Raw genomic sequence first — 23,676 nt, 5'->3', positions numbered from 1 at the left:
CATTAACGTGCGGTGGCCAGGGCCATCGCCTTGTTCAGCAGGGTGCGGCCCGGCAGGCCGCCGATGCTGACTTCGGTCGGCCGGCCGGCGAGCTGGGTGTCCAGCGGCTGGTCGGGCTGGATCTGTACGCGGATTTCCGAGGCCAGGTCGCCGTCCACCGGCGCGGTGCGGACGATGCGGCCGCCGCGTACTTCGCTGTCGCCGGCGATCTGGAAGCTCACCGCGGTGCCCGGCGAGAGGTCGGCGGCGCTGCGGTAGGGGAAGCGCGCCTCGACGGTGGCGGTGCTGTCGCGCGGGGTCAGGATGAAGATCACGTCGCCCTTGTTGGCGAACTGGCCATTGGCCACGCGCTGCTCGATCACGCGGCAGTCGCACGGGCTGGTCAGGGTGCCTTTCATCTGGTGGCCGAACAGCTTCTCGATGTTGCTGGGGTTGAGCTGTTCTTCGGTCAGGTTGCCCTTGAGCAGGTCCAGCAGGTTGGCGGAGAAGCTGGCGATCGGCGCGCCCTTGGCGACTTCGGCGCCGGCTTCCACCAGGCTTTCCACGGTGCCTTCGCGGGGCATGGTGATCTGCTGGTTGGCGACGTTGACCACGCCCGAGTCGGCGCGGGTGACGAAGTACAGGTTGTAGATCTGGTTGAGGATCACCGCGAAGGCGCCGACGCCGACCACGAAGATCGCGGTGCTCAGGGTCACCGCGCGGATGCGCCCGAAGAAGCCCATGCCGGCGCCGCCGATGCCGTGCTTGCGGGCCTTGGTGAAGTTCTCGCGCTGCAGGGTGTTGAGCATGTCGCCGACGCTGATCACCTCGCCGGCGAGGAAGGAGGTGATCAGGTAGCGCAGCGCGGCGACCTCGCGTGGCTTGAGGTGCTGGAACTCGCAGCCGACGCGGCGGCTGTCGGGTTCGAAGGAGCGCACCTGGAAGTCCACTTCCAGGGAGAAGCTGATGCTGTCGATTTGGAACAGCAGCTTGCCCTTGTGCAGGTCGCCTACCTGGACCGGCGCGGCGCTGGCGGTGAAGGCGAAGCCGCCGGCGGAGATGTCCAGCAGGCGCGCGTCGACGCCTTCGCGGTTGGCGCCGATGTAGCGGATGCGCGCGGGCAGCTTGACCCGGGCGTGCTGGCGTTGGGCTTCGGATTCGTGCACGACGTTGACATTGACGGCGGTATTCATGTGGGCGAGTCCTGTTCGTAGCTAAAAAGGGTCGTCAGACGATGGTCAGCAGCACGGCAACGAACACGCTGGCCGCGGAGAAGGTCATGGCTCGCGAGGACCAGGTGTTGAACCATTGCTGGAAGCTGGCCAGGCCGCGGTCGAGCTTGGTGTTCTGGCGGGTCCACGACTGCTGGTCGAGGCGGAAGAACACGTAGATCTTCACCAGGGCACCGACGATCTGGTTGTAATAGAGGATCAGCGGATAGGCCGGCCCGATGTGGTGCCCCGACAGCGACAGCAGCAGGGTCAGCACGAAGCGGGTGAGGCCGATCCACAGCAGGTAGATCAGCAGGAAGGCGATGCTGTACTTGATGCTGGCGATGATCGCGGCGACCAGGCCGAGCAGGCAGGTCCACATCGACAGGCGCTGGTCGAACAGCACCACGCTGGTGAACCAGCCCAGGCGCTGCGGGCCCAGGGCCAGGGCGCGGGAGTTCTGCCGCAGGTTGTTGCCGTACCAGCGGAACATCAGCTTGCGGCTGGCCTTGATGAAGCTCTTCTCCGGCGGGTGCTCGACGGTGTTGATCGCCGCGTCCGGCACGTAGAAGGTGTCGTAGCCCAGGCGCATCAGGCTGTACCAGCTGGACTTGTCGTCGCCGGTGAGGAACTGGAAGCGGCCCAGGCGCCAGTGGTCCAGGTGGTCGCTTTCCACGTCGGTGATGAAGTCCGGGTCGGTGACGACCTGGGCGCGGAACACCGACATGCGGCCGGTCATGGTCAGCACGCGCTTGGAGAGGGCCATCGAGCACATGTTGATGTGGCGCTGGGCGAAGCGCAGCTTGTGCCACTCGCTCATGATGTAGCCGCCCTGCACCTCGCAGAATTCGTTGGTGGTCAGGCCGCCGACATTGGGGAAGAGCTTGAACCAGGGCACGGTCTTGCGCACCACGCCGGGCTCCAGCACGGTGTCGCCGTCGATCACCGCGACCACCGCGTGTTCGTCCGGCAGGTCGCGGGAGATGGCGCGGAAGCCGTGGGCCAGGCCGTCGCGCTTGCCGGTGCCGGGAATGCGCACGAAGTCCAGGGAAACGTGTTCCGGCGGGTTGAGTTTGCGCCACTGCTGCTTGATCAGCACCTCGTCGGACATCTCGACGATGGAGCACACCACGGTGGTGGGGTAGCCGCAGGCGATGGCCTCCTTGATCACCGAGCGATAGACCATGGAGGTGGTCAGCGCGTCGATGCGGAAACTGGTGACCATCAGGAAGACATGCGATGGATCGGCCGCGTCGCCCATCTTGCGCAGCTTGCGGCGGTAGTAGGGGTAGACCCCGTAGAGGAACAGCATGCCGCGCAGGAAGTGCAGGCCGCCCATGGAGTAGCGCCAGATGCCGACCGCGCCGATCAGCAGCAGGAAGTCCTTGGAGTCGGCGTCGAACACGGTCTTGGGCACGGCCAGCGCCAGCCCCATCAGCAGGCTGAGGAAGACCAGCCAGCCCGTGGCTTCACCGATTGCTCTTTTGTAGGTTTCCATCGTCGTGCATCCGTTGGGTTAGGCCCGGTTACCAGCGCGCTTGGCGCGCTGGTAACCGGAGCTTTTCGCTTTGCGGGTAAGGTCTCGATCGAGCGAGCTAGAGTCCGGCAAGGCGGAGAGGGACGAGGAAGCGCAGTTCACTGCAGTGAATGAGCATTCCCGAGTTCCTCTCCAACGCCGCCGGGCCGACGCGCAGCCGATCGAAACGGATCACCAGCAGATGCCTTCGGCGCGGTCGTCGGTGGTGCTCGGCATGAAGCCGATCAGGTCGACCACCTTCTTGCCGGCGGGCGCCTTGTTCACCACGTCGACGAACAGCTCGTCGCCGTTGCCCAGCACCAGCACGTCGGAGGTCTTCACCACCGCGTCGAGGTCGGAGACCAGCAGCGAGGAGACGTGGGGGATCTTCGACTCGATGTACTCCTTGTTCGCGCCATGGACGCGGGCGTACTCGACGTTGCGGTCGAAGATCTGCAGGTCGTAGCCCTTGCCGATCAGCATCTCGGCCAGCTCCACCAGCGGGCTCTCGCGCAGGTCGTCGGTGCCGGACTTGAACGACAGGCCGAGCAGGCCGACCTTGCGGCTGCCGTGCGCGCTGATGATGTCGAAGGCCTTCTGCACCTGGTGCTGGTTGCTGCGCATGATCGAGCCGAGCATCGGGTGCTCGACGTCCAGCTGGCTGGCGCGGTAGGTGAGGGCGCGCACGTCCTTGGGCAGGCAGGAGCCGCCGAAGGCGAAGCCGGGCTTCATGTAGTAGCGCGACAGGTTCAGCTTGCGGTCCTGGCAGATCACGTCCATCACCTCGCGGCCATCGACGCCCACCGCCTTGGCGATGTTGCCGATCTCGTTGGCGAAGGTGACCTTGGCGGCGTGCCAGACGTTGCAGGTGTACTTGATCATCTCGGCGACCTCGACGGTCTTGCGGATGATCGGCGCGTCCAGCTCGCGGTAGATCTCTTCGAGCAGGTCGCCGGTCTGGGTGTCCAGCTCGCCGATGACGGTCATGGGCGGGAAGTCGTAGTCCTTGATCGCGGTGGATTCGCGCAGGAACTCCGGGTTGGTGCCCACGCCGAAGTCGACGCCGGCCTTCTTGCCCGCGCAGTCTTCGATGATCGGGATCACCACGTTGTTCACGGTGCCCGGCAGCACGGTGCTGCGCACCACCACGGTGTGGCGCTCTTTCTTCTCGCGGATGGCGTAGCCGATCTCGCGGCAGACCGACTCGATGTAGCCCAGGTCCAGGTCGCCGTTCTTCTTGCTCGGCGTACCGACGCAGATGAACGACACATCGGTGTCCAGCACGGCCTTCTTGAAGTCGGTGGTGCCCGACAGGCGACCGGAACGGATGCCCTGCTCCAGCAGCGCTTCCAGACCGGGTTCGACGATGGGCGACTTTCCTTTGTTGATCAGATCGATCTTGGTGGTGGAAACATCCACCCCGACGACTTCGTGGCCTCGTGCGGACAGGCAGCCGGCACACACTGCGCCAACATACCCAAGACCAAAGATGCTGATTCGCATCGCATTCACCTCGTTCAATTGTCGAGCTTTCAAATTTGCCCCGAGGGGCGGTTTATTCAGGCTGTTCCGAAGAGCAACTTATTTAAGGTCGAGTGAACCCGCGGAAGGCACTTTCAGGTGTCCTCCGTACTTCCTCCGGTCAGGCAGGGAAAGTAGTGCTAAACTTCAGAGCACTGTATTGGGGCAAACTTCAATATGCCTGCCCTGTGTTGTTTCAGCAGGATTACAGTGGGGCTGTGTTATCCGTGCTGGTGTGCTCGAGTCTGCATCGATGATTACCTTCTCATCTGAAAAGTTCAGTTTTTCATGGGCTTGTGATCGTTAAATGCCGATATGGAATTATCGGTAGAACCAAAACACCCATGCCATCAATGAACTTCGTGAGTTTCATAAATGGTTGTTGCGGAAATAGGATTTTTTTCAAAAGCGGTTAGTTCCTTCCATTCATCCCGTTCCTGAAATCTTCTGAAATATCCAAGTGACATCATTTGATGCCGGGATGCTGGCCAATCAGGAGTTGTTCAGCGGGAATTCCCCGCAGTGCAATCTGCAAGATGCCGGAAAGTTCACTTTAATTTTTCGTTAAATGCGACCGCGCATCGCCTCGATGCATTCATTCAGCCGCCGTTCAGCTTTTTCCATTGCAAGTTGCAATCGTGAAATGCACGTCATGGCAATGGGCTGTTAGTGGCCACCGGACGGCTGGCGGAGGCGGAAATCGGCAGGTTTTCCTGCCAGGGAAGGCGGATTTTCGCTCGAAAAAAAGTCCCGCCATCTGCCGCGAAGCAGACGAACGGCTATCAAGACCCTTCGCGGAGCAAGGACATTGAGGCGCTTTTTGTACAAGAAGTAGCCAATTCGTAGCCTTTTGACTGACTCATTTCATGGTCAATGGCTTACAGGCGAATTGGCATCAGGCGGGGAGAGGAGGCCGGAATCGCGGGGAGGGGAGCCCGACGGGCTCCCGAGGTGGCGGGTCAGTCTTCGGGATGGTCGCGCAGGAACACCAGCTGGTCCGGCTTGGAGTGCTCGGCGCTATAGGCGTAACCCGCGTAGTCGAAGTCCTTCAGGCCCTCCGGGCTCCGCAGGCGCTCCTTGACCACGTAGCGCGCCATCATCCCGCGGGCCTTCTTGGCGTAGAAGCTGATGATCTTGTACTGGCCGTTCTTCAGGTCCTTGAACTCGGTGTCGATCACCCGCGCGTTCAGCGCCTTGCGCTTCACCGCGCCGAAGTATTCGTTGGACGCCAGGTTCAGCAGCACCTCGTCGCCCTGCTCGGCCAGGGCCTGGTTCAGCCAGGTGCTGATGCGCTCGCCCCAGAAGGCGTAGAGGTCCTTGCCCCGGGCGTTGGCCAGTCTGGTGCCCATTTCCAGGCGGTATGGCTGCATCAGGTCCAGCGGCCGCAGCACGCCATAAAGGCCGGACAGCATGCGCAGGTGGCGCTGGGCGAAGTCGAAGTCGTCCTCGCTGAAGTCCTCGGCCCGCATGCCGGTGTAGACGTCGCCCTTGAACGCCAGCAGCGCCTGCTTGGCGTTGGCCGGGGTGAAGTCCGGGTGCCAGCTGCCGAAGCGCGCGGCGTTCAGCCCGGCCAGCTTGTCCGACAGGCTCATCAGCTCGGCGATCTGCGCCGGCGACAGCTCCCGCAGGATGCCGATCAGTTCCTGCGCATCGTCCAGGTGCTCGGGCAGGGTGAAGCGCTGCGTCACCGGCGCGGTGTCGTAATCCAGGGTCTTGGCGGGGGAAATCACCATCAGCATCGTGCGGTCTCCTACAAGCGAGCGGCGATTGTAAGGAGTCGCGGGCGATGGCTCCAGCTATGGGAGCGATAGGCGCTGAAGCGGGGCGGGGACGAAATTGCGCGGGGTGGGACTTCTAAAACTAGCGCCGCGCGAAACCGTCGCCAAGGTATTTCGTCGTAGGAAGAAAAAAAGCTGCGTGAGAAGGAAAAAGACTTTTTATCGTCATGTTTTTTCCTGTATTTCTGGAGACGTAGACCGCCGAACCCTGCAGACAGGTGGCGGCCCCGGCCCGTCCCTTATATGCAGAGCACTCGCGCCCCGGCAGCGAGAGCAGGCGGCTCACCGCTCGGCGGAGCGCTGTAACGGCATTCCGTCGTAACGCCACCAGAAGAGGTGAACCGCGTATGGATGACCATGGACGCTCCAGCCCCACCCAGCCCACCCTGTACGTCCTCGATACCAACGTTCTGATCCACGATCCCAACGCGCTGCTGAATTTCCAGGAACACCACGTCGCCATTCCGATGACGGTGCTGGAGGAGCTGGACAAGCTCAAGACCGGAAAGCACACCGTGGCGGCGGAGTGCCGCCAGGCGATCCGCCTCATCGATTCGGTACTGGGCGAGGCCTCTCCCGATCAGGTGGAGGATGGCGTCCCCATCCAGCGCGGCAAGAGCGGCCCCTGCGGCAGCCTGTCGATCCTCATGAGCAAGCGGGCCGAGCCGATCACCTGGCTGCCCGAGCACCTCAACGACAACAAGATCATCAACCAACTGGTGGAGCTGAAGAGTCGCCATGGCAGCCGGCGCGTGGTGCTGGTGACCAAGGACATCAACATGCGCCTGAAGGCGCGCGCCTGCGGGGTGTTCGCCGAGGACTACCACACCGACCAGCTGGTCGATGACGTCGCCCTGCTGTCGCGTGGCTACCACTCGCTGCCCGGCTCGTTCTGGGACCGCGTGAGCAAGGTCGAGACCCGCCAGGACCACGGCCGCACCTGGCATCGCGTACAGCTCACCGACAACCTGCCGGCGGTGCACATCAACGAGTTCATCGTCGACGAGCAGGGCTTCGTCGGCTGGATCAAGGGCATCCAGCAGGACGAACTGCTGATCCTCGACCTGCACCAGGAGCCGCTGCTGCACCAGGAGGCGTGGGGCCTGCGGCCGCGCGACATCTACCAGGCGCTGGCGCTCTATGCGCTGCTCGACCCGGACATCCACCTGGTCAACCTGTCCGGCGCCGCGGGTTCGGGCAAGACCATCCTGGCCCTGGCCGCCGCCATCGAGCAGACCATGGTCAGCAAGCGCTACCGCCGCATCATCGCCACCCGCAGCGTGCAGGGGCTGGACGAGGACATCGGCTTCCTGCCGGGCACCGAGGCGGAGAAGATGGAGCCCTGGCTCGGCGCCATCACCGACAACCTGGAGGCGCTGCATTCGGACGACGAGTGCACCCACGGCAGCGTCGACTACATCCTCAGCAAGGTGCCGCTGCAGTTCAAATCGCTGAACTACATCCGCGGGCGCAGCTTCCAGCAGAGCCTGATCCTCATCGACGAGTGCCAGAACCTCACCCCGCACCAGATGAAGACCATCATCACCCGCGCCGGCAACGGCTCGAAGGTGATCTGCCTGGGCAACCTGGCGCAGATCGACACGCCCTACCTGTCGGCCACCAGCTCGGGCCTCACCTACCTGACCGAGCGCTTCAAGGACTTCCCCCACGGCGTGCACGTGACCCTGCAAGGGGTGCCGCGCTCGGTGCTGGCGGAGTTTGCCGAGACGCATCTGTAACCAACCGGGCCCGCCAATCGGCGGGCCTTTTCTTTCCGTGCGGGCGGTTCGCGAGCAAGCTCGCTCCTACAGGTCCGGTGCTCGCGGGAAGCACGGGTGCGACAGGCCCGCTCGTCGCAGGAGCGAGCCTGCTCGCGAACCCACCCGGCTCCATCGCCCATCCCGCCGGTACCTCTTCCTGTATACAATCCTTCCTCCAACGCGCCGCGCGCCATACTGCCGGCGGCGCGTCCCGGGGTTACACTGTTCCCCCTGATCGTCCGCATTCTCCGGAGAGTTCCCGCCCGTGCTGACCCATCTCGATTCCCAAGGCCGCGCCAACATGGTCGACGTCACCGAAAAAGCGGTGACCTCCCGCGAGGCCGTGGCCGAAGCCCGGGTGCGCATGCTCCCGGACACCCTCAGGCTGATCCAGGACGGCGGCCACCCCAAGGGCGACGTGTTCGCCGTGGCGCGCATCGCCGGCATCCAGGCGGCGAAGAAGACCCATGAACTGATCCCGCTGTGCCACCCGCTGCTGCTCACCAGCGTCAAGGTCGAGCTGGCGCCGGAGGGCGAGGACTGCGTGCACATCGTCGCGCGCTGCAAGCTGGCCGGGCAGACCGGCGTGGAAATGGAAGCGCTGACCGCCGCCAGCGTCGCCGCGCTGACCATCTACGACATGTGCAAGGCCGTGGACCGCGGCATGACCATCGAAAGCGTGCGCCTGCTGGAGAAGCTCGGCGGCAAGAGCGGCCATTACTTGTTGGAAGACAGCGTGGCAAAAGACAGCGTGGCAGGAGACACCCCATGATCCGCGTGCAGTACTTCGCCCGTTACCGCGAAGCCCTCGGCCTGGACGGCGAGCAGCTGGACTGGAGCGCGTCCCTGGCCAGCCTCGACGACCTGCGGCGCCTGCTGCTGGAGCGTGGCGAAGCCTGGGCGGTGCTCGGCGAGCAGAACCTGATGTGCGCGCGCAACCAGGAACTGTGCTCGCTCGACGAGCCCCTCGCCGACGGCGACGAGGTGGCCTTCTTCCCCACCGTGACCGGAGGCTGAAGCCATGGCGATCCGCGTCCAGGCGGCGGCCTTCGATCCGGGCGCCGAACTCAATGCGCTGCACGACGCCAACGTCGGCGTCGGCGCGGTGGTCGGCTTCGTCGGCTACGTGCGCGATTTCAACGACGGCCGCGAGGTCGGCGGAATGTTCCTCGAACACTATCCGGGCATGACCGAGAAGGCGCTGGAGAAGATCGCCGTCGAGGCCAACCAGCGCTGGCCGCTGCTGCGCCTGGACATCCTGCACCGCATCGGGCGCCTGGAACCGGGCGAGCCGATCGTCTTCGTCGGCAGCGCCAGCGCCCACCGCCAGGCGGCGTTCGACGCCTGCAACTTCGTCATGGACTACCTCAAGACCCGCGCGCCGTTCTGGAAGAAGGAAGACACCCGCGAAGGCCCGCGCTGGGTTGAAGGTCGCTGCAGCGACCAGTCCGCGGCCGAGCGCTGGGAGCGCTGATCCGCGCCCGCGGTATTGCGCTGCGGCAATACATCGGCGATCTCCGGGGAACGGCGGAGTGGTACCTCCTAGGAGGAATGGGCGGCGTCTTCCAACGGGCGCAGGCTGGCGCCAGCCAAATTTCGGAAAGCCCCCATGAGCCACCTGAGCACCCAGGAATTCCAGGCGCTGGAGATCGCCGTTCTCACCGTCAGTGATACCCGCAGCCTGCACAACGACACCTCCGGCCAGGCCCTGGTGACTTCCCTGCAGCGCGCCGGCCACGCCCTCGCCGAACGCCAGCTGGTGATCGACGACATCTACCAGATCCGCGCCGTGGTCTCGGCCTGGATCGCCGACCCGAAGGTACAGGTCGGGCTGATCACCGGCGGCACAGGTTTCACCGCCCGCGACAACACCCCGCAGGCCGTCGCGCCGCTGCTGGAACGCACGGTGGACGGCTTCGGCGAACTGTTCCGGCAGGTCTCCCGCGAGGAGATCGGCACCTCCACCATCCAGTCCCGCGCCCTCGCCGGCATCACCAACGGCACCCTGATCTGCTGCCTGCCCGGCTCCACCGGCGCCTGCCTGACCGCCTGGGAAAAGATCCTCGTGCAGCAGTTGGACAGCCGCACCCGGCCGTGCAATTTCGTCCCCCATCTCAAGCGCCTGCCCGAGCGCCCGGTGCTGGTCTGCGGTACCCGCTCATGAGCGGCTGCGGATGTTCCGGCGCCGGCCTGCGGCCGGTGGACGAGGCCATCGCGGCGCTGATGGCGTTCGTTCCCCTGCCGCCGCCGGCGGTACGCATCGAGCTGGAAAGCGCGCGCGGGCGGGTGCTCGCCGAAGACATCCTTGCGCCGCTGGACCTGCCGCTGTGGGACAACAGTGCGATGGACGGTTACGCCCTGCGCAGCGCCGATGCCGACGGCGGCGCGCGGCTTAGGATTTCCGGCTACATCGCCGCCGGTGACGCGGCGCAGGCCGAACTGCAACCCGGCCAGGCCATGCGCATCTTCACCGGCGCGCCGCTGCCGCCGGGCGCCGACAGCGTGATCGCCCAGGAAGACTGCCAGGTCGACGGTGACTGGCTGCAGGTGCCGCCGGTCGCCCACGGCAGCCATGTGCGCCGGCGCGGCGAGGAGCTCTGCGCAGGCGACCTGCTGCTCAGCGCCGGGAAAGTCCTGCGCGCCCAGGAGCTGGGCCTGCTGGCCAGCGTCGGCCTCGACCGCGTGGCGGTGTACCGGCCGCTGCGCGTGTGCCTGCTGAGCAGCGGCGACGAGCTGCGCGAGCCGGGCGAGGCGCTGGCGCCGGGGCAGATCTACAACGCCAACCGCTTCAGCATCGGCGCGCTGCTGCGCGGCTGGGGCATGGAAGTGCACGACTACGGCGTGCTCGCCGACACCCTGGCGGCCAGCCGCGACGCGCTGAGCCTCGCCGCGTCCGAGTGGGACGTGCTGATCACCAGCGGCGGCGTGTCGGTGGGCGACCGCGACTACCTCAAGCAGGCGATCCGCGAGCTGGGCGAACTGCACCTGTGGAAACTGAAGATCCAGCCGGGCAAGCCGCTGGCCTTCGGCAGCGTCGCCGGCAAGCCGTGGATCGGCCTGCCGGGCAACCCGGCCGCCGCGCTGGTCACCGCGCAGGTGGTGGCGCGGCCGTTCCTCTGGCGCGCCCAGGGGCGCAGCGCGGTGGAGACGCTGCCGGTGTCGCTGCCGGCCGGCTTCGACTGGCCCACGCCCAACAGCCGCCGCCAGTACCTGCGCGCGCGTCTGGAGCTGGACGCCTCGGGCGTCGCGCGCGTCTGCCCGCATCCGCAGCAGGGCTCGGCCATGCTGCGGGCGGCGAGCTGGGCCGACGGCCTGGTGGTGGTGGAGGCCGGGCGCACGTTGCGCATGGGCGAGCCGGTGCCATTCCTGGCGTTCAGCGAACTCGGCGCCTGATGCCGTTCCCGGCCGCCGGCGGGTTCCGGCGGCCATCCATTGGTCAGGGGGATACATGCAACTGGTCTGTCCGGCGGGGAGTCTGCCCGCCTTGAAATCGGCCCTGCGCGAAGGCGCCGACGCCATCTACGTCGGTTTTCGCGACGACACCAACGCCCGGCACTTCGCCGGCCTCAACCTCGACGAGCGCCAGCTGCGCCAGGGCGTGGAACTCATCCACAGCGCCGGCAAGCAGATGTACGTGGCGGTCAACACCTACCCCGGCGCGGCCGGCTGGGCGCGCTGGCAGCGCGCCGTGGACCATGCCGCCGACCTGGGCGTGGACGCGCTGATCGCCGCCGACTGCGCGGTGCTCGGCTACGCGGCCAAGCGCCACCCCAAGCTCGCCCTGCACCTGTCGGTCCAGGGCTCGGCCACCAACGTCGCGGCGCTGGCCTTCTACCACGAGCGCTACGGCATCCGCCGCGCGGTGCTGCCGCGCGTGCTGTCGCTGGCGCAGGTGCGCCAGGTGGCGGCGAACAGCCCGGTGCCGATCGAGGTCTTCGCCTTCGGCAGCCTGTGCATCATGGCCGAGGGGCGCTGCCACCTGTCGTCCTACGTCACCGGCGAGTCGCCGAACCTCTGCGGCGTCTGCTCGCCGGCCAAGGCGGTGCGCTGGAGCGAGGAGCCCGAGGGGCTGACCTCGCGCTTGGGCGACGTGCTGATCGACCGCTACGCGCCGGACGAACCGGCCGGCTACCCGACCCTGTGCAAGGGCCGCTTCGTGGTCAACGGCGAGCGCTTCCACGCGCTGGAGGAACCCACCAGCCTGAACACCATCGACCTGATCCCGCAGTTGGCGGAGATCGGCGTGGCGGCGGTGAAGATCGAGGGCCGGCAACGCAGCCCGGCCTATGTCGAGCAGGTCACCCGGGTCTGGCGCCAGGCGCTGGACGCCTGGAAACGCGCGCCGCAGGACTACCGCGCGCTGACGCAATGGCAGGACGCCCTGGACAAGCTTTCCGAAGGCCACCAGACAACCCTGGGCGCCTACCATCGATCCTGGCAGTGAGGAAGTCGTGATGAAACTCAGCCTGGGACCGGTGCTGTTCTACTGGGACCGCCGGACACTCCTGGAATTCTACGCACAGATGGCCGAGCAACCGCTGGACGCCATCTACATCGGCGAGACCGTCTGCTCCAAGCGCCGCGCGCTGTCGCTGGACGACTGGCTGGGACTGGGCCGCGAGCTGCAGCAGCAGAGCGGGGCGCAGATCCTGATCTCCGGGCTGGCGCTGATCGAGGCGTCGTCGGAGCTGTCGTCGCTGCGCCGGCTGTGCGCCAACGGCGAGCTGCGCGTGGAAGCCAACGACATGGGCGCGGTGCAGATCCTCAGCGGGCTCGGCGTCGAGTTCGTCGGCGGGCCGGCGCTGAACGTCTACAACGGCCATGCGCTGGGCGAGCTGCGCGCCGCCGGCCTGCGCCGCTGGGTGCCGCCGGTGGAATGCTCCGGCGAGCAGATCAGCGCGGTGATCGAACAGGCGCGGGAACTGGGCATCGACGACGTGGAAACCGAAGTCTTCGCCTACGGCCACCTGCCGCTGGCCTACTCGGCGCGCTGCTTCACCGCGCGGGCGGAAAACCGGCCCAAGGACGACTGCCAGTTCTGCTGCCTGAACTACCCCGAGGGCATGTCGATGCTCAGCCAGGAAGGCACGCCGCTGTTCACCCTCAACGGCATCCAGACCATGTCCGGCGAGGTCAGCAACCTGCTGGCGGACTACGCCTCGCTGCAGGAATGCGGCGCCGACCTGCTGCGCCTGAGCCCGCGTGCGCAGGGCATGGTGGAGGTGGTGCAGGCCTTCGACCGGGTGCGCAAGGGCGCCACGCCGCCGCTGGCGGTGGAAGGGTGCAACGGATACTGGCATGGCCGCCCGGGCATGCTGCGCAGCGATGAGGTGAACCTGTGTTGAGTCTTGAAGCCGGCGCCCTGCGCGCCGCCGACCATTTGTTGCCGCTGGCCGCGCGCGTCCCTTCCGGGCTGCAGCGCGCGGTGCTGCAGCGTGCCGCCAACCGCCTGTTCGCCGAACCGCTGGCGGACGGCGCCTTCGACATCCTCGACGGCCACTGGCTGCGCCTGGAAGTGAGCGATCTCGGCCTGGGCTGGAGCCTGACCCGGGGTCGCGACGGCCTGCGCTTCGCCGACGCCTGCGCGCCGAGCGTGACCATCCGCGGCAGCTGGCGCGACTTCCTGCTGCTCGCCGGACGGCAGGAGGACCCGGACACGCTGTTCTTCCGTCGTCGTCTGGTGATCGAAGGGGATACCGAACTGGGGCTGGCGGTGAAGAACCTGATCGACAGCCTCGACCCGGACAGCCTGCCGGCCTGGCTGTGGAACGCCATGCGCCGCGCCAGCCGGGTGGTGCAGGAGAACGCCTGATCCGCTCGCCGTAGGATGGCGTGGAGCGAAGCGATACCCATCAGTTGCCCTGCCGGGACTGCGTGGGTATCGCAAGCTCGCGGAACGCCGCCCGACCCATCCTGCGTCAGCGCCCGTCCGTTGGCCTTGTGCCTTGCCTGGGCTGCGGAGCCTCAGGCCGGGACGCGCACGAGGAACTGCAGTTCCTCGTAGAGCATCTCGAAGTCCTGCACCGGCGCGTCCTGGCCGTAGCGTTTCTTCAGGCCGTATTCGGTGAGGGTGATTTCATGCTCGGCCTTCACCCCGTGGCGCGCCAGGCAGTTCTGCACGCAGTGCAGGTGGCAGCCGTCCACGGCGATGATCGGCCGGCCGGAGCAGGCCTTCTTCACCAGCGCCGGCACGTCGCCGCCGACGCCCGCGATGCAGGACATCTCCGCCAGCCCGTCGCGGTCCAGGCGCAGGGCGAGATCGTTGGCCAGCTGGGCGAGGTTGGAGCAGCCGGAGCAGGAATAGACGAGGGGCAGTTGCGGCGAGGGCGGCATGGGGACCTCCAGGGTGAGAGCGGCAGTGTCCCGCTGCGACGTGGTGTCGCGACATGATCTGAATCAAGTTGCGTAGATCACTACTACCAGGGAGGTACAGACTTCCGCAGGCGCGAGCAGGGGCTGTGCAGGCGAGGCCGTGTTCGGGCGTGGCGAGATCGTAGGATGGGTGGAGCTACGATCCGGGGAAGGCTCTTCGTAGGAGCGAGCTTGCTCGCGAACAAGGTCCGCAGCGGGGTTTGTTCGCGAGCAAGCTCGCTCCTACAGGTAGGGTCATGGTCGGCGTGGCGATCAGACCAGATGCTTCTCCACCGCCCACACCGCCGCCTCGACCCGCGAGCGCATGCCGAGCTTGTGCAGCACGCGCTTGACGTGGACCTTCACCGTGCCTTCGGTGATGTCCAGCTTGCGGGCGATCATCTTGTTGCTGTAGCCGTTGGCGAGCTGGCGGAGGATCTGCCGTTCGCGCTCGGTGAGCTCCTCGATGCCCTTGGGCCGGTCGTCGCCGCGCAGGGCCTGGGCCAGCACCTGGGTCAGCTGCGGGCTGATGGCGAGCTGGCCGGTGGCGGCCTGGCGGATGTGTTCGAGCAGGCGCTCGGGCTCCATGTCCTTGAGCAGGTAGCCGTCGGCGCCGGCGCGCAGCACGTTGATCACGTCGTTGCGGTCGTCCGAGACGGTGAACACCACGATGCGCGCGTCGACGCCGTTCTCGCGCAGCGCGCGCAGGGTGTCGAGGCCGTTCATGCCCTTCATGTTCAGGTCGAGCAGGATCATGTCCGGCTCCAGCTCCGCGGCCAGGCGCAGGGCCTCTTCGCCGCTGCCGGCCTCGCCCACCACGCAGAGGTCGTCCTCGAACTCCAGCAGCTGGATCACCCCCTTGCGCATCATCGGGTGGTCATCGACGAGGAGGATGCGGGCGCGGTCGTCGGTGGGGGTGGTCATGAAAGGGTCTCCGGGGATTGCGACAGGGTTTTGTGGGTGAAGCGCACGCTGACGCGGGTGCCGTGCGGCTCGCGCGGGGCGATGTTGAAGGAGGCGTCGAGGGTCTGGCTGCGTTCCCGCATGATGCTAAGCCCATAGTGCCCACTGCGGCTCTGCGCTGGGTCAAGGCCCACTCCGTCATCGTCGATGGTGATACACACCTGGCCGTCGGCGTCACTGGCGAGGCTTACCCGCGCGTGGCTCGCGCGGGCATGGCGCACTACGTTGGAGAGCGCCTCGCGGATGATCTGCAGGATGTGGATCTCCTCGTTGGGGTTGAGCGGGAGGTGCGCCAGGCGGTTGTCCAGCTCGATGGCGAGGTCGCCGCGCTCGCCGAATTCTTCCACCGTCTTCACCAGCGCCGCCTCCAGGCTGGATTGCTCCAGGCTCAGGCGGAAGGTGGTGAGCAGCTCGCGCAGTTGCCGGTAGGCGCTGTTGAGGCCTTCGCGCAGTTCGTCGAGGGTCTCGTCGATCTTCTGCGCGGACTCCTCGCGCTTGAGCAGGGTGGCCAGGCGGCTGACCTGGATCTTCAGGTAGGACAGCGATTGCGCCAGCGAGTCGTGCAGCTCGCGGGCGATGGTGCTGCGCTCGGCGAACAGCGCCAGGCGGTTTTCCTGGTCCTGCTGCAGGGACAGCGCGAAGGTGCGCGCGATGTTGTCGCAGAAACCTTCGACGAACTGGTGCTGCCAGTCCTCCAGGCGGCCGCTGGCGGTCTCGATGAACAGTTCGCCGAAGCGGTGCTCGCCGATGCTCAGCGGCTGCATCAGCAGCGGGTTGATGCCGCGGACGGAGTCGCCGCAGTAATTGGCCTGGGCGCGGCAGGCGCCGCAGTTGCCCTGCAGGCAGAAGCTGCCGGTGACGCCGTCGGTGGTGAGCGAGGTGTAGGCGCGCTCGACGCCGTCCTTGTTCAGGCAGAGGGTCACCTTGCCGGCCTGCAGGACGCGCTCCAGCTGGTTGAGCAGCGGTTGCAGGGTGCGTTCGTCGTAGGGGTCCTGGCCCAGGCGGCGGGCGCTGGCGTAGAGCAGCTCCAGGCGCTGGTGGCTGCTGGAGAGGTCGCGGGTCTTGTCCTCGACCCGCGCTTCCAGCTCGCCGTAGATGGCCTGCAGTTCCTCGGCCATCTGGTTGAAGCGTTCGCCCAGCTGGCTCAGTTCGTCCTCGCCGCTGCTGCTGACCCGCGCGCTGAGGTCGCCGCGCCCGAGCCGGCGGGCGGTGCTGGTGAGGTCGCGCAGCGGGCCGACCACGTGGTAGCTCAGGTCGTAGAGGCTGACGAAGACCACCAGCAGGCTGAGGAACAGGCACAGGCCCTGCACCGTGCTGAGCATCGTCGAGCGGTGCTCGGCGTTGTTCTGCAGCGTGCCGACGAAGGTGTCGATGTGGTTGACGAAGGTGTCCAGGGTTTCCAGCAGCGGGGCCCGGGACAGGTCGAGCTGCTCCAGTTCCCGGCGCAGTTGCGCGTGCTGCCGGCGGATCGGCGCGTCGGCGTCGGCGCGCTGCAGCAGGTGGCTGATCTCGGGGCTGTCCAGGCGCGCGCTCAGCGTCTCATGCAGCGCCTGGCGGTTGATCGGCGAGGGGTCGAGCGCCAGGCGATAGGTGAGCATGCGCAGCGAGCCGGCCTGGTTGATCACCGCGGCATCCTGGTGCGAGTAGTCGGCGAACAGCAGGGCGCTGAACATGCCGGCGAGCGCCAGGGAAACCAGCAGGGTGAGGTAGCAGCCGAAGCGCACGACGATGGATTTGCGCAGGGCAGGGCGGCCGGCGGGGGTACTACCCACAAAGATCCGGTCGCTGCCGGAAGGTTCGCTGGAGTGCACCGTACTCATTGAAAATGCCTTTTAAAACAATACTTTAGGTGTAGGAAAAAAGCATACTCCCTAAGGGGTAGCGCTGCGCATCTGCTCATGAATCGCCCTTTGGCTCATTGATGGCGATCAACAGTCGGGACTTAAGCCTTACCTAACGTGCGGGCAAAGCCATTACCGAGTGAGCTTAGCCATGCTCTCCCATCGTCAGAAACAGTACTCCGTGCTCGGCATGAGCACACTGGCGTTCGCCGTGAACTTCGCGGTCTGGACGATGTTTTCGATCATCGGTATTCGCATCAAGGAGGAGCTGGGCCTGTCCGAGGCGCAGTTCGGCCTGATGGTGGCGCTGCCGATCCTCACCGGCTCGCTGGTGCGCCTGCCGCTGGGGCTGATCACCGACCGCTTCGGCGGCCGCATCGTGTTCTTCATCCACATGCTGCTGGTGGCCATCCCGATCTACGGCCTGGCCTTCGCCACCCTCTACTGGCACTACCTGGTGCTGGGCCTGTTCGTCGGCCTGGCCGGCGGCTCCTTCGCGGTGGGCATCGCCTACACCTCGTCCTGGTTCGAGAAGCATCGCCAGGGCACCGCCATGGGCATCTTCGGCGCCGGCAACGCGGGCGCGGCGATCACCAACCTGGTGGCGCCGATGATCGTGGTCGCCTTCGGCTGGCGCATGGTGCCGCAGATCTACTCGGTGGCGATGCTGGTCACCGCGCTGCTGTTCTGGTGCTGCACCTGGACCGACCCGGCCCACGCCAAGGGCGGCGACGCCGACCCGAGCCGGCCGCGGCCGACCCTGGCCAAGCAGCTGGCGCCGCTGGGCGAGCTGCGCGTGTGGCGCTTCGGCCTGTACTACTTCTTCGTCTTCGGCGGCTTCGTCGCCCTGGCCCTGTGGCTGCCCAAGTACTACATCGCCGAGTACGGCCTGGACCTGAAGACCGCTTCCTTCATCACCATGCTGTTCACCCTGCCGTCGGGCATGGTCCGCGCCCTGGGCGGCTGGTTCAGCGACCACTACGGCGCCCGTTCGGTGAACTGGGGCGTGTTCTGGATCTGCCTGGTCTGCCTGTTCTTCCTCTCCTACCCGCAGACCACCATGACCATCCACGGCATCAAGGGCGACGTCAGCCTCGGCATCGGCCTGAACGTCTGGCTGTTCACCTTCCTGGTGTTCGTCGTCGGCATCGCCCAGGGCTTCGGCAAGGCCAGCGTGTACCGGATCATCCACGACTACTACCCGCAGAACATGGGCACCGTCGGCGGCATGGTCGGGGTCATCGGCGGCCTCGGCGGCTTCTGCCTGCCCATCCTGTTCGGCTACGCCGCCGACCGCATCGGCGTGCGTTCCTCCTGCTTCATGCTGCTGTTCGGCCTGACCGTGGTCTGCATGGTCTGGATGCATTACGCGATCAAGCAGCAGCGGCGCATCGACGGCCAGGCCCAGGTGGCCGGCTTCGACGCCTCCCCGATTCCTTCCAGCCAAACTTGAGGTAGTGCCGTCATGGGCATGATCGTCAATCCCCAACTGAAAGCCGCCATAGGTCCGTTATTGATCGACTGGCGTCCCGAAGACTCCGAGTTCTGGGCGCAGAGTGGCAAGCGCATCGCCACCCGCAACCTGTGGATTTCCATCCCGGCGCTGCTGCTGGCGTTCTCCGTGTGGATGATCTGGAGCACCGTCACCGTGCGCCTGAACAGCGCCGGCTTCAGCTTCAGCAACGACCAGCTGTTCATGCTCGCCGCGCTGCCGTCGATCTCCGGCGCCACCCTGCGGGTGTTCTACTCCTTCATGGTGCCGATGGTCGGCGGCCGCCGCTGGACCGCGCTGTCCACCGCCTCGCTGCTGATCCCCTGCATCTGGCTGGGCTTCGCCGTGCAGGACCCGACCACCCCTTACTGGGTGTTCGCCACCATCGCCCTGCTGTGCGGCTTCGGCGGCGGCAACTTCGCCTCCAGCATGTCCAACATCAGCTTCTTCTACCCGAAGAACCAGCAGGGCACCGCCCTGGGCCTGAACGCCGGCCTGGGCAACCTGGGCGTCTCGGTGATGCAGTTCGCCGTGCCCCTGGCGGTGGCCGGCGGCCTGTTCGGCGCCTTCGGCGGCGAGCCGCAGCAGCTGACTGACGGCGGCCGCCTGTTCCTGCAGAACGCCGGCTGGATCTGGGTGCCCTTCATCGCCGTGGTGGCCGTCGCCGCCTGGTTCGGCATGAACGACATCGCCGACGCCAAGGCCTCGTTCCGCGAGCAGTCGGTGATCTTCAAGCGCAAGCACAACTGGCTGATGTGCTGGCTGTACGTGGCCACCTTCGGCTCGTTCATCGGCTTCTCCGCCGGCTTCGCCATGCTCAGCAAGACCCAGTTCCCGGACATCAACCCGCTGCAGTACGCCTTCCTCGGCCCGCTGGTGGGCGCCCTGAGCCGGCCGCTGGGAGGCTGGCTGGCCGACAAGTTCGGCGGCGCGCGCATCACCCTGTGGAACTACGTGGCGATGATCGGCGGGGTGTTCGCGGTGATTTCCTTCCTGCCCGGCGCGGGCGGCAGCGGCAGCTTCTTCGGCTTCCTCGGCTCGTTCATCGCGCTGTTCTTCTTCGCCGGCATCGGCAACGGCAGCACCTTCCGCATGATCCCGGTGATCTTCCGCAACGAGTGGGCCATGCGCCTGCTGAAGGGCAACGTTTCCGAGGCCCAGGCGGCCAAGAGCGCCAGCATGGAGTCGGCGGCGGTGATCGGCTTCTCGGCCGCCATCGGCGCCTTCGGCGGCTTCTTCATTCCCAAGGCTTTCGGCACCTCGCTGGCCATGACCGGCAGCGCCGAGGGCGCCCTCTACGTGTTCGTCGCCTACTACCTGAGCTGCATCCTCGCCACCTGGTGGTGGTATGCGCGCAAGGGGGCCGAGAGCCCGTGCTGATCCCCGTGGCGGGCGCTGTCCGCGCCCGCCGCATTCCCGTTTAGCGAGCTTGATTGGTGTTTGTACGCCCGGCGTAGACCGGGTGAGGAGATATAGATGAGTTACCTGCTCGACCGCCTGCAGTTCTTCAAGAAGAAGCAGGGCGAATTCGCCGATGGTCATGGCGAAGTCAGCAACGAGAGCCGTGCCTGGGAAAACAGTTACCGGCAGCGCTGGCAGCACGACAAGATCGTGCGCTCCACCCACGGGGTGAACTGCACCGGCTCCTGTTCCTGGAAGATCTACGTGAAGAACGGTCTGATCACCTGGGAAACCCAGCAGACCGACTACCCGCGCACCCGCCCGGACCTGCCCAACCACGAGCCGCGCGGCTGCCCCCGCGGCGCCAGCTACTCCTGGTACATCTACAGCGCCAACCGCCTGAAATACCCCAAGGTGCGCAAGCCGCTGCTCAAGCTGTGGCGCGAGGCGCGCGCCGTGCACAAGGACCCGGTGAACGCCTGGGCCAGCATCGTCGAGGATTCGGCCAAGGCCAGGAGCTACAAGAGCGAGCGCGGCCTGGGCGGCTTCGTCCGTTCCAGCTGGAACGAAGTCACCGAGATCATCGCCGCCGCCAACGTCTACACCGCCAAGACCTACGGCCCCGACCGTGTGGTCGGCTTCTCGCCGATCCCGGCGATGTCCATGGTCAGCTACGCCGCCGGCGCCCGTTACCTGTCGCTGATCGGCGGCGTGTGCCTGTCCTTCTATGACTGGTACTGCGACCTTCCTCCCGCGTCCCCACAAATATGGGGCGAGCAGACCGACGTGCCGGAATCGGCCGACTGGTACAACTCCAGCTACATCATCGCCTGGGGCTCCAACGTCCCGCAGACCCGTACCCCCGACGCGCACTTCTTCACCGAGGTCCGCTACAAGGGCACCAAGACCGTCTCCGTCACCCCGGACTACTCCGAGGTGGCCAAGCTCACCGACCTCTGGCTCAACCCCAAGCAGGGCACCGACGCCGCGCTGGGCATGGCCTTCGGTCACGTCATCCTCAAGGAATTCCACCTCGACAAGCCCAGCGCCTACTTCGTCGACTACTGCCGCCAGTACACCGACATGCCGATGCTGGTGCTGCTGGAGCCGCACGCCGAGGGCGTGCTCAAGCCGACCCGCTATCTGCGCGCGGCCGACCTGGCGAACAATCTCGGCCAGGACAACAACCCCGAGTGGAAGACCATCGGCCTCGACGAAATCAGCGGCGAGCTGGTCTCGCCCACCGGCGCCATCGGCTACCGCTGGGGCGAGTCGGGCAAGTGGAACATAGAGGAGAAGGAAGGCGGCCAGAAGCGTGACACCCGCCTGGCGCTGACCCTGATCGACGGCCCGGAACAGGCCTGCGACGTCGGCTTCCCGTACTTCGCCGGGCAGGAACACCCGCACTTCAAGGGCGTGGAAAACGACGAGGTGCTGGTGCGCCGCGTGCCGTTCCGCGAGATCACCGGCGCCGACGGCAAGACCCTGCGCGTGGCCACCGTCTACGACCTGCAGATGGCCAACTACAGCCTCGACCGTGGCCTGGGTGGCGGCAACGTCGCCGCCTCCTACAACGATGCCGACGTGCCCTACACCCCGGCGTGGCAGGCGCGCATCACCGGCGTTCCGGCGGCCCGCGCGATCCAGGTGGCCCGCGAGTTCGCCGACAGCGCCGACAAGACCCACGGCAAGGCCATGGTGATCATCGGCGCGGCGATGAACCACTGGTACCACATGGACATGAACTACCGCGCGGTCATCAACATGCTGATGATGTGCGGCTGCATCGGCCAGAGCGGTGGCGGCTGGGCGCACTACGTCGGCCAGGAGAAGCTCCGCCCGCAGACCGGCTGGGTCCCGCTGGCCTTCGGCACCGACTGGAGCCGCCCGCCGCGGCAGATGAACGGCACCAGCTTCTTCTACCTGCACAGCTCGCAATGGCGCCACGAGAAGCTGTCGATGCACGAAGTGCTGTCGTCGCTGGCCGACACCAGGCAGTTCCCCGAACACGCGGTGGACTACAACATCCGCGCCGAGCGCATGGGCTGGCTGCCGTCCGCCCCGCAGCTCGACCGCAACCCGCTGCGCATCGCCGCCGACGCCGAGAAGGCCGGCCTGCCGGTGCAGGACTACGTGGTGCGCGAGCTCAAGGCCGGCAACCTGCGCGTGGCCAGCGAGGCGCCGGACGATCCGCAGAACTTCCCGCGCAACATGTTCGTCTGGCGCTCCAACCTGCTCGGCTCCTCGGGCAAGGGCCACGAGTACATGCTCAAGTACCTGCTGGGCACCAAGAACGGCGTGATGAACGACGACCTCGGCAAGGCCGGCGGCCCGTGCCCGGGCGAAGTGGACTGGGTCGACCAGGGCGCCGAAGGCAAGCTGGACCTGGTCACCACCCTCGACTTCCGCATGTCCTCCACCTGCATGTACTCGGACATCGTCCTGCCGACCGCCACCTGGTACGAGAAGGACGACCTCAACACCTCCGACATGCACCCCTTCATTCACCCGCTGTCGGCCGCCACCGACCCGGCCTGGGAAGCCAAGAGCGACTGGGAGATCTACAAGGCCATCGCGAAGAAGTTCTCCGAGGTTTCCGTCGGCCACCTGGGCGTGGAGAAGGACCTGGTCACCGTGCCGCTGCTGCACGACACCGCCAACGAGCTGGCGCAGCCGTTCGGCGGCAGCGACTGGAAGAAGGGCGAGTGCGAACCGGTTCCTGGCCGCACCATGCCGACCCTGCACGTGGTCGAGCGTGACTACCCCAACACCTACAAGAAGTTCACCTCCCTCGGCCCGCTGCTGGACAAGCTGGGCAACGGCGGCAAGGGCATCGGCTGGAACACCGAGAAGGAAGTGAAGCTGCTCGGCGAGCTGAACCATCGCGTCACCGAGCCGGGCATCAGTGAAGGCCGTCCGCGCATCGAGAGCGCCATCGACGCCGCCGAGGTGATCCTCGCCCTGGCGCCGGAAACCAACGGCCAGGTCGCGGTCAAGGCCTGGGACGCGCTGGCGCAGATCACCGGCCGCGAGCACAACCACCTGGCGCTGCCCAAGCAGGAAGAGAAGATCCGCTTCCGCGACGTCCAGGCGCAGCCGCGCAAGATCATCTCCAGCCCCACCTGGTCGGGCCTGGAAGACGAGCACGTGAGCTACAACGCCGGCTACACCAACGTCCACGAGATGATCCCGTGGCGCACCATCACCGGTCGCCAGCAGTTCTACCAGGATCACCCCTGGATGCAGGCCTTCGGCGAGGGCTTCGTCAGCTACCGGCCGCCGGTCAACACCCGCAGCACCGACAAGCTGTTCAACAAGAAGCCCAACGGCAACACCGAGATCACCCTGAACTGGATCACCCCGCACCAGAAGTGGGGCATCCACTCCACCTACACCGACAACCTGCTGATGCTCACCCTGTCGCGCGGCGGCCCGATCATCTGGATGAGCGAGAACGACGCCAGGCGCGCCGGCATCGAGGACAACGACTGGTGCGAAGTCTTCAACGCCAACGGCGCCGCGACCTGCCGCGCGGTGGTCAGCCAGCGCGTGAAGGACGGCATGGTGATGATGTACCACGCCCAGGAACGCATCGTGAACCTGCCGGGCAGCGAGACCACCGGCACCCGTGGCGGCCACCACAACTCGGTGACCCGCGTGGTGCTCAAGCCCACCCACATGATCGGCGGCTACGCGCAGCAGGCGTGGGGCTTCAACTACTACGGCACCGTCGGCTGCAACCGCGACGAGTTCGTCGTGGTGCGCAAGATGAACAAGGTCGACTGGCTCGACGAGCCGGAGCACGGCGGGTTGGGCGGTGACGCCCTGCCGCAACCGCTGCCCCAGGATATTTGAGGATTACT

The 23,676-nt window shown here is 66.3% G+C and carries 19 protein-coding genes; 12 read left to right on the top strand and 7 right to left on the bottom strand.

Features of this window, described 5'->3' with window-relative positions; genetic code table 11:
* Positions 1–2: 2 nt before the first annotated feature.
* The 4 genes from AC3B6A_RS22025 to yaaA all read right to left on the bottom strand — a co-directional run bounded on the left by AC3B6A_RS22025 (position 3) and on the right by yaaA (position 5,966).
* Positions 3–1,172 carry an alginate biosynthesis protein Alg44 gene (locus AC3B6A_RS22025; RefSeq protein WP_488399231.1) on the bottom strand — a complete coding sequence of 390 codons (1,170 nt, stop codon included), beginning with the start codon at positions 1,170–1,172 and terminating at the stop codon, positions 3–5.
* A 34-nt stretch (positions 1,173–1,206) separates the two neighbouring features.
* The gene (alg8, locus tag AC3B6A_RS22020; protein ID WP_488399230.1) at positions 1,207–2,688 is read right to left on the bottom strand and encodes a mannuronan synthase; all 1,482 of its coding nucleotides are present in this window, start codon (positions 2,686–2,688) and stop codon (positions 1,207–1,209) included.
* Between the two features lie 210 nt (positions 2,689–2,898).
* Positions 2,899–4,209 carry a GDP-mannose 6-dehydrogenase gene (algD, locus tag AC3B6A_RS22015; protein ID WP_488399229.1) on the bottom strand — a complete coding sequence of 437 codons (1,311 nt, stop codon included), beginning with the start codon at positions 4,207–4,209 and terminating at the stop codon, positions 2,899–2,901.
* Positions 4,210–5,186: 977 nt separating this feature from the next.
* Complete coding sequence (gene yaaA / locus AC3B6A_RS22010) at positions 5,187–5,966, bottom strand: peroxide stress protein YaaA (RefSeq protein ID WP_488399228.1); 780 nt, start codon at positions 5,964–5,966, stop codon at positions 5,187–5,189.
* 386 nt (positions 5,967–6,352) lie between these two features.
* Between yaaA and AC3B6A_RS22005 the strand changes: the two genes are divergently transcribed.
* The 9 genes from AC3B6A_RS22005 to ubiT all read left to right on the top strand — a co-directional run bounded on the left by AC3B6A_RS22005 (position 6,353) and on the right by ubiT (position 13,577).
* On the top strand, positions 6,353–7,744 hold the full coding sequence (locus AC3B6A_RS22005) for a PhoH family protein (RefSeq protein WP_488399227.1): 1,392 nt from the start codon (positions 6,353–6,355) through the stop codon (positions 7,742–7,744).
* Between the two features lie 286 nt (positions 7,745–8,030).
* On the top strand, positions 8,031–8,537 hold the full coding sequence (gene moaC, locus AC3B6A_RS22000) for a cyclic pyranopterin monophosphate synthase MoaC (protein WP_488399226.1): 507 nt from the start codon (positions 8,031–8,033) through the stop codon (positions 8,535–8,537).
* Positions 8,534–8,782, top strand: coding sequence for a MoaD/ThiS family protein (locus tag AC3B6A_RS21995; protein ID WP_488399225.1), 249 nt, complete (start codon positions 8,534–8,536; stop codon positions 8,780–8,782). Before moaC ends, AC3B6A_RS21995 begins: the two co-directional genes overlap by 4 nt.
* A 4-nt stretch (positions 8,783–8,786) precedes the next feature.
* Entirely contained in the window at positions 8,787–9,239 is a 453-nt protein-coding gene (moaE, locus tag AC3B6A_RS21990; RefSeq protein ID WP_488399224.1) for a molybdopterin synthase catalytic subunit MoaE, read from the top strand.
* A 135-nt stretch (positions 9,240–9,374) separates the two neighbouring features.
* On the top strand, positions 9,375–9,929 hold the full coding sequence (gene moaB, locus AC3B6A_RS21985; RefSeq protein ID WP_488399223.1) for a molybdenum cofactor biosynthesis protein B: 555 nt from the start codon (positions 9,375–9,377) through the stop codon (positions 9,927–9,929).
* Complete coding sequence (locus AC3B6A_RS21980; protein WP_488399222.1) at positions 9,926–11,158, top strand: molybdopterin molybdotransferase MoeA; 1,233 nt, start codon at positions 9,926–9,928, stop codon at positions 11,156–11,158. Before moaB ends, AC3B6A_RS21980 begins: the two co-directional genes overlap by 4 nt.
* Positions 11,159–11,213: 55 nt before the next feature.
* Positions 11,214–12,209, top strand: coding sequence for a ubiquinone anaerobic biosynthesis protein UbiU (gene ubiU / locus AC3B6A_RS21975; RefSeq protein WP_488399221.1), 996 nt, complete (start codon positions 11,214–11,216; stop codon positions 12,207–12,209).
* Between the two features lie 10 nt (positions 12,210–12,219).
* The gene (locus AC3B6A_RS21970) at positions 12,220–13,110 is read left to right on the top strand and encodes a U32 family peptidase (protein WP_488399220.1); all 891 of its coding nucleotides are present in this window, start codon (positions 12,220–12,222) and stop codon (positions 13,108–13,110) included.
* Positions 13,104–13,577 carry a ubiquinone anaerobic biosynthesis accessory factor UbiT gene (gene ubiT, locus AC3B6A_RS21965; protein WP_488399218.1) on the top strand — a complete coding sequence of 158 codons (474 nt, stop codon included), beginning with the start codon at positions 13,104–13,106 and terminating at the stop codon, positions 13,575–13,577. Before AC3B6A_RS21970 ends, ubiT begins: the two co-directional genes overlap by 7 nt.
* A gap of 152 nt (positions 13,578–13,729) precedes the next feature.
* Here the strand turns inward: ubiT and AC3B6A_RS21960 are convergent, their stop codons facing one another.
* The 3 genes from AC3B6A_RS21960 to AC3B6A_RS21950 form a co-directional block, all read right to left on the bottom strand.
* Positions 13,730–14,098, bottom strand: coding sequence for a putative zinc-binding protein (locus AC3B6A_RS21960; protein WP_488399217.1), 369 nt, complete (start codon positions 14,096–14,098; stop codon positions 13,730–13,732).
* Positions 14,099–14,389: 291 nt separating this feature from the next.
* Positions 14,390–15,040, bottom strand: coding sequence for a two-component system response regulator NarL (gene narL, locus AC3B6A_RS21955; protein WP_488399216.1), 651 nt, complete (start codon positions 15,038–15,040; stop codon positions 14,390–14,392).
* Positions 15,037–16,899 (bottom strand): histidine kinase, encoded by a 1,863-nt coding sequence (locus AC3B6A_RS21950; RefSeq protein ID WP_488399215.1) that lies wholly within the window; start codon positions 16,897–16,899, stop codon positions 15,037–15,039. The genes narL and AC3B6A_RS21950 overlap by 4 nt, the downstream gene beginning before the upstream one ends.
* Positions 16,900–17,071: 172 nt before the next feature.
* Here AC3B6A_RS21950 and AC3B6A_RS21945 point away from each other — a divergent pair, with 172 nt between their 5' ends.
* From AC3B6A_RS21945 to AC3B6A_RS21935, 3 genes are all read left to right on the top strand, one after another.
* Positions 17,072–18,373 (top strand): nitrate/nitrite transporter, encoded by a 1,302-nt coding sequence (locus AC3B6A_RS21945; protein WP_488399214.1) that lies wholly within the window; start codon positions 17,072–17,074, stop codon positions 18,371–18,373.
* 12 nt (positions 18,374–18,385) lie between these two features.
* Positions 18,386–19,792: a NarK family nitrate/nitrite MFS transporter gene (locus AC3B6A_RS21940; protein WP_488399213.1), complete on the top strand. Its 1,407-nt coding sequence runs from the start codon at positions 18,386–18,388 to the stop codon at positions 19,790–19,792.
* Positions 19,793–19,888: 96 nt separating this feature from the next.
* Entirely contained in the window at positions 19,889–23,668 is a 3,780-nt protein-coding gene (locus tag AC3B6A_RS21935) for a nitrate reductase subunit alpha (RefSeq protein WP_488399212.1), read from the top strand.
* Positions 23,669–23,676: the final 8 nt, after the last annotated feature.

Source organism: Pseudomonas sp. B12(2026), assembly GCF_057767015.1.
This window is presented reverse-complemented; position numbering and strand designations above follow the sequence as displayed.